General features: G+C 37.6%; 12 protein-coding genes. 7 read left to right on the top strand and 5 right to left on the bottom strand.

Translation table 11 applies throughout. The annotated features are described in order from the left end of the window. Positions 1–110 precede the first annotated feature (110 nt). The gene (locus JWG40_RS18675) at positions 111–2,261 is read left to right on the top strand and encodes an ABC transporter substrate-binding protein (protein ID WP_205287264.1); all 2,151 of its coding nucleotides are present in this window, start codon (positions 111–113) and stop codon (positions 2,259–2,261) included. Here JWG40_RS18675 and JWG40_RS18670 read toward each other — a convergent pair. Then, positions 2,245–2,745, bottom strand: coding sequence for a MarR family winged helix-turn-helix transcriptional regulator (locus JWG40_RS18670; protein WP_205287263.1), 501 nt, complete (start codon positions 2,743–2,745; stop codon positions 2,245–2,247). The two genes, JWG40_RS18675 and JWG40_RS18670, sit on opposite strands and share 17 nt — an antisense overlap. An 84-nt stretch (positions 2,746–2,829) precedes the next feature. Here JWG40_RS18670 and JWG40_RS18665 point away from each other — a divergent pair, with 84 nt between their 5' ends. The 6 genes from JWG40_RS18665 to JWG40_RS18640 all read left to right on the top strand — a co-directional run bounded on the left by JWG40_RS18665 (position 2,830) and on the right by JWG40_RS18640 (position 7,899). After that, complete coding sequence (locus JWG40_RS18665) at positions 2,830–3,780, top strand: N-acyl homoserine lactonase family protein (RefSeq protein ID WP_205287262.1); 951 nt, start codon at positions 2,830–2,832, stop codon at positions 3,778–3,780. A 247-nt stretch (positions 3,781–4,027) separates the two neighbouring features. Then, positions 4,028–5,134 carry a DNA alkylation repair protein gene (locus JWG40_RS18660; RefSeq protein ID WP_205287261.1) on the top strand — a complete coding sequence of 369 codons (1,107 nt, stop codon included), beginning with the start codon at positions 4,028–4,030 and terminating at the stop codon, positions 5,132–5,134. Positions 5,135–5,143: 9 nt separating this feature from the next. Then, positions 5,144–5,758: a hypothetical protein gene (locus JWG40_RS18655; RefSeq protein ID WP_205287260.1), complete on the top strand. Its 615-nt coding sequence runs from the start codon at positions 5,144–5,146 to the stop codon at positions 5,756–5,758. Continuing rightward, entirely contained in the window at positions 5,748–6,281 is a 534-nt protein-coding gene (locus JWG40_RS18650) for a hypothetical protein (RefSeq protein WP_205287259.1), read from the top strand. Before JWG40_RS18655 ends, JWG40_RS18650 begins: the two co-directional genes overlap by 11 nt. After that, the gene (locus JWG40_RS18645; RefSeq protein ID WP_205287258.1) at positions 6,278–7,192 is read left to right on the top strand and encodes a CE1 family esterase; all 915 of its coding nucleotides are present in this window, start codon (positions 6,278–6,280) and stop codon (positions 7,190–7,192) included. Before JWG40_RS18650 ends, JWG40_RS18645 begins: the two co-directional genes overlap by 4 nt. After that, a complete protein-coding gene (locus JWG40_RS18640) occupies positions 7,189–7,899 on the top strand; it encodes an SDR family oxidoreductase (RefSeq protein WP_205287257.1) in 711 nt (236 codons plus the stop codon). The genes JWG40_RS18645 and JWG40_RS18640 overlap by 4 nt, the downstream gene beginning before the upstream one ends. 5 nt (positions 7,900–7,904) lie before the next feature. On the opposite strand, the gene JWG40_RS18635 is transcribed toward JWG40_RS18640, so the two are convergent. The 4 genes from JWG40_RS18635 to JWG40_RS18620 are packed head-to-tail and all read right to left on the bottom strand — an operon-like array spanning position 7,905 to position 12,328. Next, on the bottom strand, positions 7,905–8,408 hold the full coding sequence (locus JWG40_RS18635; protein WP_205287256.1) for a Crp/Fnr family transcriptional regulator: 504 nt from the start codon (positions 8,406–8,408) through the stop codon (positions 7,905–7,907). Further along, complete coding sequence (locus JWG40_RS18630) at positions 8,398–8,832, bottom strand: Crp/Fnr family transcriptional regulator (protein ID WP_015681290.1); 435 nt, start codon at positions 8,830–8,832, stop codon at positions 8,398–8,400. Before JWG40_RS18630 ends, JWG40_RS18635 begins: the two co-directional genes overlap by 11 nt. After that, the gene (locus JWG40_RS18625; RefSeq protein ID WP_205287255.1) at positions 8,832–10,769 is read right to left on the bottom strand and encodes an ankyrin repeat domain-containing protein; all 1,938 of its coding nucleotides are present in this window, start codon (positions 10,767–10,769) and stop codon (positions 8,832–8,834) included. The genes JWG40_RS18630 and JWG40_RS18625 overlap by 1 nt, the downstream gene beginning before the upstream one ends. Then, positions 10,766–12,328, bottom strand: a complete 1,563-nt coding sequence (locus tag JWG40_RS18620) for a peptidoglycan DD-metalloendopeptidase family protein (RefSeq protein WP_205287254.1) — start codon at positions 12,326–12,328, stop codon at positions 10,766–10,768. The genes JWG40_RS18625 and JWG40_RS18620 overlap by 4 nt, the downstream gene beginning before the upstream one ends. Positions 12,329–12,339: the final 11 nt, after the last annotated feature.

Here is a 12,339-nt window from a genome sequence, read left to right as displayed (position 1 = left end):
ATGAGAAATTATCTATACTACGATGAATCAAAAGAAATCTCATAAATAAAATACTATTCATTTCATTTAATTCATTGATTTGGAGACCTAATCTATATAAAAAACAGAGTATGGGTTGGCACATTGTCTCTAAAAAATTTTGTTATGTCTTCTTTGTTTGCCTCCTATTTACCTTTGCCTCCCCCATTTTTGGGATCGAAAAAGTAACTCTCCATCTTAAATGGTTTCACCAATTTCAATTCGCTGGTTACTATGCTGCCCTCGAAAAAGGTTATTATAAGGAAGCCGGTCTTGATGTAGAAATTATAGAAAGTACAATTGGAATCAAAGGGATTCACGATAAAGTCATTCAATCTACTGGACAATACGGCATTGGAAGTAATGAACTAATTAAGGAAAGATATGCGGGAAAACCTGTTGTAGTTCTCGCTGTTATCTTACAACATTCGCCATCTGTCCTTTTTTTTAAAAAATCATCAAATATACAAAGTATTCATGATCTAGTTGGAAAACGGGTTATGTTGACTCCCCATATGGATGAAATTGTTGCTTATCTCAAAAAGGAAAGAATTAACTTAAGCGATTTACAGTTGTTAGAGCATCGATTCAACCCGAATGACTTAATTCAAGGTAAAGTAGACGCTTATTCGGGTTATTCAACAACACAAACCTATGACTTTAAAAAAGCGGGATTCCCTTATGTTGCCTATTCACCGAGAGTGGCTGGTATTGATTTTTATGGTGATAACTTTTTTACTAGTGAAGAGGAGGTTCGTAAACATCCCGAAAGAGTAAAGGCATTTCGAGAAGCGAGTCTTCGTGGTTGGCAGTATGCAATGAGCCATAAAGAAGAAATCGTAGACTTAATCTACGAGAAATATTCAAAGAGAAATCCGAAGGAACGATTACTCTTTGAAGCGGAACAAATGACTCCTTTAATCCAACCAATCCTTGTAGAGATGGGATATATGAATCCTGGTCGATGGAAACACATAAACGAGGTATATGCGGAGCTGGGTATGCTTCCGAGGAATATTAATTTAAAAGGATTTATTTACGATCCTCATCCTCCCGCTAATTATGATTGGATTTATTATTCCTTTGGGATTGTTGTTTTTTCTTTAGCGATTATTTGGTTAGTCCAATGGAGACGATTAAATAAACAATATTCTGAAAATTTGAAGAAACAAGTAGAGGTAAGAACAGAGGAATTGAAACATTCCAACGAATACCTACAAGTTTTAAATCAAAGTTTGTTGAATACATTAAAAGAACTTACTGAAGCGCAAGATAGACTTTTAGCCTCAGAAAAATTGGCTGTACTCGGGCAGTTGGCAGCGGGCATGGCGCATGAATTAAATACTCCACTTGGTGCCATTGTTTCTTCCAACCATTCTCTTGCTGATTTTCTAAAAAATAAGATGAACATTATTATGGATACTATTGTTGGCTTTGATAAGCAAGATTCTTTACGATTTCATATTTTGTTGGAAGAAAGTCTCAAGAACCAAACTTTTCTTGAAGGAAAAATAGAAAGGTCTATTAAGAAAGATCTAGCTTCGAAGTATTCAAATATAGAAAAGATGGGCTTGTATGGGAAACATATGCAATTAGTGGTTGAGACTGGCGCCTTTCGATTAGGTGATGGACTCTCTCAGATATTAGAAAGTGAAAATTCGCTTAAGATTTTAGAAACTGTCTCTAACATAACAACTGCTTACCGTTCGAATCAAATAATTTCGGTTGCTTCCGATAAGGCCACTCATGTAATTAAAGCTCTGAAGAGTTATCTTGTTTCCGATAAAGATGTATTAAATGGAGATACAAACGTTGATATTGCTTTTGAAATGGATACCATCCTTTCACTTTACCATTATAATCTAAACAAAGTGACCATATTGAAATCATATTTAACTGAAAAAAAATGCAAAGGTAATAGAGACAAACTCAATCAAGTTTGGATTAATTTGCTAAATAACGCATTACATGCGATGTCTTATAGCGGAACATTAGAAATCAAAATCCAATTGATTGAACCTTGGATCAAAGTATCGGTTATCGATTCAGGCATTGGTATTGCTGATTCGATTAAAGAAAAAATTTTTGATCCATTTTTCACAACAAAACCTAATGGCGAAGGGATGGGGTTAGGTCTTGATATTTGTAAAAAAATTATATCACAAATGGGTGGGAAAATTGAATCGGAAGATGTTGTCAAAGGAGCTTGTTTCTCCGTTTGGTTGCCTACTGTAGAGACCTAATTTTTTCGATCGATTGTTTTAGTTTTGTTAAGAGAGAATTTAATGAATTAATTTCCTCATCTGTGAAATCCTGAATGCATTCCTCTTCGTTTTGCGTGTGTGAGACAACTGCCTCATCAATGAGTTTTAAACCTTTTTCTGTCAGGGAAACTAGGGTGGCTCGCCTGTCATTTGGGTCAGGCAATCTTTCTATATAACCTGCAGTTTCCAGGCGATCCAATCGATTGGTCATCGCTCCGGAAGAAAGTAACATTCCTTGCCAAAGTTGGGTTGGGTTCAATCGAAAGGGTGCACCCGACCTGCGAAGTGAGGCCAAAACATCAAATTCCCCTAATTTTAATCCCCACTTTCCTAAATTCGACTCCACTACATCGCTTGCAAGGAGGGCCGCTTGGCCTAAACGTCCGAATACTTCCATTCCGCGGAGAGCAAGGGAGGGATTTTCCTTTTGCCACTGCTTTAAAATCTCATCGATTGCATCCATTCACTGACTCTTGGGAAAATTATCTTGACGTCAAAGTAAAAATCAAAATATCTTTATGTAAAGATTCTTTATGGAGAGATAATTGTGAAATCCCTATCCCCGATCCTGGCTTTGGTTGTTCTTTTTTCCCTTTTTGGTTGCTTCGGCAGAGCAGCAGTTCCTTATACAAAAGAGGTTCTCCCGGTCCATCTCGAGAAACCTATTCCTGGTCTCAAACTAGAAGTTTTCCAAACCGGTCGGATGGTCATCGATGGTTGGGCTGCATACACAGGCGGAGAGGGGAAAGTTAATATGGACCAACCTGCTTATTTGATCTCCCATCCGCGCTATGGATTGATTGCCTTCGAAGCCGGCCACCATTCAGAGATAGCAACTAATCCCTCTGAACATTTAGGTTGGATTCATCGAGTGGGACTAATGCCTATGGAACAAGACCCTGGCCAGGACTTCCGTAACCAGTTGAAAGCTACCGGGAACAATCCAGATTCCCTTCGAGATATTTTAGTTTCACATTTTCATCCAGAACATGTGGGAGCTGTAGAAGAATTCCCTAAGGCCCGTATTGTAGCAGATCGTCGTGAAATAAATCATGGGCTTGAATCACCAAACTATAATTATGTGGAAAATGAGTATGATGGTGTTCCGAATTGGCATCAAATTAATTTTTCTTTAACAAAACAATTTGGCTCCTTTGAAGGGTTTTATGATTTGGTGGGAGATGGATCCGTAATCGTTCTTTCGACACCAGGACATACCCCTGGACATATTTCTGTTTTAGTAAATTTAGAATCAGGGCCTGTACTTCTAACCGGCGATATGGCTTGGACAGAACATAACATTAATACTCAATCGATTGGACTTCCATTTATTTCCTCTGATGGAGAAGCGGCGAGGATTTCACTCGGGCAATTATTGGCATTCCAATCTTCAAATCCAAATGTTCTTATAGTCCCTGGGCATGATCTAAATCCATTAAGAAGAAAAACGAGAAGGGATATCAAAATTCACCCATGGTCAGGAGTTGGGAAAAAATAAGTATCAAATCTTACCGTAAATAATAAACGATAAGCGCTTATCAACCGAATGGCTCTCCCACTCCCCCATTCTTGGCGGGAGGGGTAGTTTAAGCGACATTCGTATAATCATCAAATTGAGCAGAATTATTGTGTTTCGCATCGGGAAACCGACCCCCATGTGTGGATATTTGAATTTCGTAAATTAATCCAAGTTTACTTTTTCGATTTCAATTACGATAGCCTGCTCTAGATTCGTTCTAGTACGTATGGAGCCTTTGAAAGAAATGTATTCCCGTGAATGGGTTCTTGGTTTGGGAAATCACTTAAACCAAGTGGATTCCAAGATCAGTCCTTTGGAATTTCAGAAGCAGGTGTTTTTTTCACCTTGGAAAGAAATGGAGTTAAAGGAAAGAATCAATCGGCTTTCCGATGTTTTGGTTCAATATTGGCAGGGGCCGATCTCTCTGATTTATCCCAATCTCATTGCATTGATAAACTCACTTCGAAATCAAGGAATTCCAGATTTTAATTTTCCTTATATTTTTCTAAATGATATTGTCACAAAATCAGGGTTAGATGACTTCGAAACTTCTATGAAGGCCTTGGAAAAGGTTACTGTATTTTCAAGTGCCGAGTTTGCGATCCGTTTTTTCTATAAACATCATTTTAATAAAACTTTAAAGCAAATGCACCTTTGGTCAAAACACAAAGAACCAATGGTCCGAAGGTTAGCAAGTGAAGGTAGTCGCCCTATGTTACCTTGGGGAATCGGAATACCAGAGATAAAAAAAAATCCAGAAATTCATATACCAATATTAGAAACTCTTTGGGATGATAAAGATGAGATTGTTCGCAGGAGTGCTGCAAATCATTTGAATGACATATCCAAATTGAACCCCGATTTAGTTTTGGAGTTTTGTAGGAATAAGTTTGGAAAATCAGAAGAATTGGATAAAAACTTAAAACATTCGTTACGCACACTTTTAAAAAAAGGAAACACTAAAGCATTAGGATTCTTTTCTTATAATACAAAGTGGAAACCAGAAAAAATAAAATTTTCCTTATTAAATAAGGAAGTCAAAATCGGAAATTCACTTGAGTTTAAAATTTCTGTTAAACAAACAACTAAAGATAAAACGAAGATACGGATGGAGTATAAAATTGGGTTTTTGTTATCGAAAGGTAATTATGGCTATAAAGTATTCCAGTTAGGTGAGCGAATGTTGCTACCAAACGAAACAATGGAAATCATCAAAAAACACTCGTTTGCTCCCATCACTACACGGGTTTATTACCCTGGCATACATACAATTTCCGTTTTACTGAATGGAAATGAATATAAATTACAAAAGTTTGAGTTAAAAAGAGGATAGGAATCAGCTTTGAGGAAAATTTTTAATAGTAGTTTGGTGTTTGCTTTTATATTTCCCTTCTGGTCCTGTTCTGTTTTTTATTCTTCAGAAAGACTTAACGCTGATTATTCTAAATATAGCAAGGACAAGTCACTGAGTTATGAATTGATAGGTTGGGATGATGAAGCAGATCGTCGCAGAATTTCTTATATACTTGCTGCCCTCCAATCGTCTGGAAAATTTTCTTCCGTTCGATATCAGAATCAAAATAAAACAGATGTACATGTCCAAATTATACTAGAATCAAGTCCTAAGTTTAAATTTTTTCTAGGAGAAGCGACCGAACCTGTATCGTATTTACCGGAAAGAAATCCTGAAAGATTTAGCGTTTATTTATTGAATCGATTTTTGGCGATAAGTACATTTTTTGTAATTCCTGATATTGATCGAGATGATGACTATTTGGTCTTTCGGCTGAGCAAAAAAGGTAAATTCGAGAAAGAATATCGATATCCTATGGAATCGTATCGAGTGTTTGGTTGGATTTCCCTTCTTCTAATGTGGGGAGATGATCGGAAGGAATGGAAACCGATCCTAACGGAAAAAGTATCAAAATTTCTAGGAGATACTCAGGATGAACTGTAAACATAAGATTCTAATTTTGTTAGAGGTTGTATCAGTTCTTTTTTTTCTGAACTGTGCCGCCTTTCCAGATCCAGTCACTTCTAAAGAACGTAAAACTCATTCTATTGGAAAAGAAAAAGTAAGAGTTGTTTTTATCGGGTTCTATCGTTATGAACAAGAAAAAAAAATAATTATGGATAGATTGTCCAATGCGGGTTTAAGAGAAGATCCTAACGCAAATTCAGAGTTAGAAGTGATCCTCCAAAAAAAAGATCCGGTGTATAAATATGTAATTTTGCATCGGTTGAATTTTTTACTAACTTTTTTATCCGGAGGGATGGTGCCCTCTCATATCAGAACTGAACAAACACTTACATTTCGATATTCTAAACTAGGTGTGGTTGAAAATGAATCAAAATACGATATAGGGATGGATCAGTGGCGAGGAATTCCGGTTGTGATTTTTATGATCACTCAATGGCCCAATCGAATTTATAAAGAACAATTGATTGATGCTACGGAATTGGAGATAAAAGAAATATGAGAAACCTTTACCTGATTGTATTCTTCTGTTTGGTTTTATCTTGTATGGGATTGAATCGACGATTGTTACCGAATGAAAAGTTGGACTTCATTGACATCCAAAACAACAAGAGAACTTATATTGTCCATTATCCAAAACAATGGAATGGATCACCAATACCTTTGTTAGTTGCCTTACATGGTCGATTTGGATCAGGTTCTTCCATGATTAAACAAACTAAATTAGATCTTTTGGCAGATACTAAAGGTTTCATTGTTGTATTTCCTGATGGTTATAAAAGGAGTTGGGCTGACGGACGAGGGAATACTCCAGCAGATGAAAACCAAATCAACGATATTGCATTCATTGAAGCAATGGTAAAACGATTGATTGCAGAAGGGTCAGTGGATCCTAAAAAAGTATTTTTGGTAGGTCATTCCAATGGCGGTTTTATGGCTCAGAGAATGGCCGCCGAAAAACCTGGTTTATGGAAAGGTGTATTGAGTGTTGCGGCGCAGATTTCAGTTTATACTCTCAAAAGAAAATCAATATTAAATTCAAATCCGGTTTCTGTCGGGATTATTGCAGGCACTGATGATCCTCTCGTTCCATATAGCGGAGGGTATGTGAGAGATGGTGGTGAAATTCTATCTGTTGATGATTCAATTTTACGTTGGAAAGAATGGAATCTGTGTAATGATTCTGCTGTAACAAAAACTCAAACATACCAAGAGGATTTGGCAGAGATAAAAATAGATTTTTTACGATATGAAACTTGTGCGGAAAATACTAAGGTTGAGTTGATTCGATTGAATGGACTTGGTCATAGTTGGCCTGGGGAAACACCAATGATTCCTTTTATTGACCAAGGGAAAACAACAAAAGTGGTCGATGGTTCAAAACTTGTTTGGGAATTTATGGAAAGCCTGTGACTTTAACAAAGGTAGCATTAGTCACGGGAGCTTCGCGCGGAATTGGACTTTCCATTTCGCAAATGTTGGTTTCCTTGGGTTATAAAGTTTATGGGGTGGCAAGAAATCCAGATCTTTGCGTTTATTCCAACGAATTGTTTACATTGATTTCTTGTGATCTTTCCAATGCCAAACAATTGGACCAGTTGCTTGATCGTATTCCTGAAAAAAAAGAAATCAGTTTGTTAGTTCATAATGCAGGCCTTGCTTATTTTGCACCGGTAGAAGAGTTGTCTTCGGAAAAAATTCGTGAGATGATCAGCATTCACGTGACAGCACCGATGTTACTGACTAGTCAATTGACTCGCATTCTAAAAGAAAATCAGGGTCGTATTGTGTTTATTGGTTCTGTTGCAGGAAAGGAAATCTCTCCTTGGGGAAATGTCTATGCATCTCTTAAAGCAGGGATCCATCATTATGCCAGAGAGTTATTTGCCGAGTTACGAAAGTTTGGTGTCAAGGTTCATTTAATCATTCCTGATATAACAAAAACTGATTTTTATAAGAACTTAAATTTTGAACCTGACGAGGATCCAAAGTCCTATTTGTTACCAAATCAAATTGCGGAAGTAATTGAGGAATTAGTGGTTCGGGATCGGGGATGGATGATTCCGGAAATTCAGATTTCGCCAGAATTCTTTAAGTTAAAACGTAAAAAACAAAATTAACTAGATTATTCCCCAACAGGTGTTGCATTATCGGAAAATGGATCTTGGGAAGATGTGGATACAGCATCGTCTTCGTTAGTCGGTGTTGGTAACACTTTGGCTATCATTGTATCTTCGTCTTGTTTGCGTTTGATGGCACGGATCTTTCCATCTGTCTCATAGAGTCTTTCTATTACTTTTTTAAGTAATAGAAAGAGGAACTCGGGACTTTCTTGGCTCATTTGCCCGAACGTTGTCCGATTGATGATTCCCAGTTTTGCAGATTCTGAAACAACTACTATGGATGCAGCCCTTGGACTATTGTTGATAATGGCCATCTCACCGAAAAATTCGCCGGGTAAAATACTTCTCAGTTTGACATGTTTACCTTCGATTTGTTTGTAAATATCTAACTGTCCTTCAAATAAAAAGAACATAGCTCCGTTGGACGGCACCCCTTCTTTAAAGAGTACCTCACCCCGTTTGATATTGATCATACTAAGTTTTGCGAGAGATTCTTTAAGTCCCATCACTTGACTCCGTTAGATCTTTTAGTTTTTGTTCTGCTTCTATCAAACGTTCTACGTAAGTTTGTAACAATGCATAAACAAACATAGGGTTTGAATTGGCGATACGAGTTAAATTTTGTTTATCTAAGATTCCAAGTTGTGCTCGGTCTGAATCTATAAAAACTGTCATGGCTCTTGGGTGGCTTGAAATGAGAGCAATCTCTCCAAAGAATTCACCAGTGGAAAGTTTACGCACTTCATGAAAATTTCCCTGATCGGGTGCACCCATTCCCACAGAAAGTGAACCACTAAGAATGAAATACATCTTTTCGTTAGACGGTTCACCTTCTCTTACGATGATTTCTCCTCGTTTGAATGTCTTCGTGGGGACAGTGTTAACGAAGTCAAAGATGTTGATTCGATTATCTTTCTTAGGAATGGACATTAAAGGCCGCGGTAAATCTCAATCAATTCAGTTACTTTCTTATCCTCCGCATATTCCAGAGGAGACTTTCCTGTTTTATCTTCTATTTTTGAATCTCCGCCATTTAAAACGAAAACTCTAGCCAATTCCAAAATGGAATCACTTTTACCAGGATCAAACTGGATTGCTAGTTCGGAAAGTATAGTTTTCCCTAATTTATCCTGTTGGTTTAAGTTCGCTCTTCTTTCTACTAGGAATAGTACTAATTTCTTATAACTTTCTGTTTGCATATTCTCTCTAGAGGATAAAAACTTTTGAATGGCTTTGTGTAAAACAGTAAGGCCATTATTATCTGTTAGGTTGGGATCAGCACCTAAGGTTATGAGTTGAGACATGGTATCTATACGATTTCTGTTGAGGGCAATGTGAAGAGCACTTAACCCGCGTTTGTTTTTTGTGTTAGGGTTTACGCCTTTGGTTATCAATAGTTTAATAGTTTCGTCTGCAAACTTTTGTTCTTTTTTATCAATCTCCAATTTGCAAATTGTAGTGATTAGGTTTTCGCCTTCTTCGTTTAAGGTTTGGAGATCAGCACCCGCTGCTACTAAAAGTTTGAATGCTTCTGCATCCTTTCTTTCGATAGTTGAAAAAATCAAACTGGAACCATCTTTTTGTTTGTGGTTGGGATTTGCTTTCTTTGATAAAAGAAACTTTGCAATAGAAACTTGTTTGTTTTCCAAAGCAAGAGAGAGTGATGTTTCGTTAGTTTTTTGGTTTAAAACATCGACGGGAACATTTTTTTTCACTAACTCTTCTACTATCTTTTGGCCAGATTTTCTAGAGGCTAAATGAATGGGAAGGTATCCGGCAATATTTGGTATCATCACATCTGCATTTTTCTGGATGAGAATTTCTGCAATGGACCATTTGGATGCTTCAATGGATTCTTCTAATGGATTTTTATTTGTGGATAATGTTTGATTGGGATTGGCACCCGCTTCTAAAACAAGTTTTAGAAGATTAGAATCGTTTTTTTGTAATGCGAGTTCAAATAGAGTTATGTTCTTTAAGTTTTTGGAATCAACAGCCAGTCCTTTTTTGAGGAGTAAGTTTACGGCTGTTAGGTTTTTCTTTTCTACCGCATAAAACGGTAGGGATTCTCCCTCTGGTGTTTTAACATTTGCGTCAGCACCTCGGTTTAGAAGAACTTCCAAACCTTGTGTAAATCCTTTTTCAATAGCAAATATAATCGGTCGAATGGACTTTGTATCTTCTGTATTGGGGTTTCCGTTCGAATCCAAACTTAAGTTCAGTAGTTTTAAGTTCTTTTGGTCAATCGAAACAAAAACCGGCGTCCGACCAGTTAAATCGGGAAGGTTGATGTCCGCTCCATTTTGAAGAAGATAGTTAATAGAATCTATTTTTGATTTTTCAAAAGCCAAATAAAGAGGAGACTTCCTCGGATTGTTTCGCAAATTTACATCTGCTTTACTTTCCACAAGTAACTTCTGTACGGCGAGATTTGCTTTTAGAACGGCAACATGTAAAGCGGTATTTCCATCAGCATCATAAGCATTCAGGTCCGCGCCTTTTTCCACAATGGTTTTGATTTGATTTGTGAAACGAGAGGTGACCACATAATGTAACAATGTTTTGCCGGAAAGATCTCGTTTGTTGAGGTCGGCTCCTTGGTTCAGTAAAATCTCAAAATGTTTCGGTTTGTTTTTTTCCACTGCTAGAACAAGGAGAGTTTTTCCCGATTCATCACTGGCATTGATGTCACCACCATTTGTGATAGCTGTCTCAAATTCCTTTACATTTCCTTTGGATAAAATCTGAACCATGTCGGGAGTGACAACGGTCATTGATGTGGGTTCGGCTAAGTTTTCTTGTGCAAAACTGCCACCGAAAGAAAAGAGGAAAAGGATAAAACTAAAAGTAATTTGATTATGTTTCATTTGGGTAAATAAGCATCTGGATCCAACGCTTGTTGGTCAGGGCCTTTCCTAACTTCAAAATGTAAATGTGGGCCGGTGGATTTACCGGTGTTTCCTACCTGACCAATGATATCTCCAGATCGGACACTGTCACCTTCTTTTACTTGGCGTTCGTTCTGATGGGCATAGTAGGTGAATATATTGTTTTTATGGCTTAGAATGGTAAGCATCCCATAACCACCGCTAGTTGTTATGGTCCTCCATACCTTCCCATCACTCACAGCTTTTATGGGTGTACCGATGGACGCCGGTAAATCGATTCCTGAATGAAACGCACCCACCTTTCCCGTCACTGGATCCACTCTAGTTCCAAAATTGGAAGATACATAACGATCGTTATCTACCGGAATCTGAAAGTATTTAGAGATATCGTCATTATCAACGAGAGGTCCACGTTCTTTGGATACAAATCCGCCGAAGATCCAACCTTCCCATTCATCATTCCAAGAAATGTAAATCCATTTGGAACGAACTCCTCCGATGGTTTCTATTTCTTTTTTTGTATCAATGATTTTGATTTTTTCATCACCAACAATTGTGGTGATCACCGAACCATAGTCATTTGGTTCATCGCGCATTCGTAAACTTGTGGAGCGAACATATCGTTTTTCTCCTGTTTTTAGTTCATCCGGATTTTCTTGTGGATAGGAGATTTCACCTGGTTGGACTTCGTAAGAGACCACTTCCGAAGCACTTAAATAACCACCAAATACCCATCCGTTGCCATAAGCCGAGGAAACTTGGTGCCAATAGGAAGTGATTCCGTCTATAGTTTCTTCGTTTGCAGTGGATGTTTCGATTTTGACTTTGAGTCCTTTTGGTAACCTAGCAACAACGTAAGCATTCACGTCAGGTTCTCCTCTCATATTGAGAGAACTTGCTTCCACCCACATATCCTTTCCTTTTCTAGAATCAGAATAACTTGTATTTGGTGACTCTGCGATTCGTCCAGAAAGTGATGATAAGTCTAAAGATAAACCTTCTGTGTTTCTTGCCTTAACTGCGGGTTTGTTTGGTGAAAGTAAATCTTGGGTAATGTATCCTTCTTGTTTGGATTTGGTTCGAACTAAAACCCAATGAGATCCTTCTTTTTTGGCGCTTACATCTTGTTTTAAAACCATCACCACTTCCAAGGAATCTCCTTTTTTTACTTTCGTAGCAGAACGAGTCGAAGGGTTGCTCATTGGTTCTAGTTGGAGAAAAAAACTTTCGGCGGCGATTGCTGTAAGAGATTTTGATTTTTTCTCTTTCGCACCAGGTGCAGCATTATGATCTGAAATTCCTTCTGCTTGTTTTAAGTCGATAGGGGATGAGGAAATTTTGAGTCCTGGGAATTTGGTTTGTACTCGATTCACAAAGTCATTGTACTTCTGTAGAATTTCTTCCTGTTTCTTTTGGTTGGTAGTGACAAGGCCCGATTGTCGTTGTTTGTCTTTTTCCTCAAGGGAGGTTTGAGCGAAAACCGACAAGGAACAAAAGACTAGAAAAATACACGTTAGAAGGATTCTCTGATTTTTCATAAAACAAACTA

This window comes from Leptospira abararensis (assembly GCF_016918735.1).
GTDB classification, from domain to species: Bacteria; Spirochaetota; Leptospiria; order Leptospirales; family Leptospiraceae; genus Leptospira_A; species Leptospira_A abararensis.
Note: the sequence above shows the minus strand (reverse complement) of the source record. Positions and strands in the feature narration are given on the sequence as shown.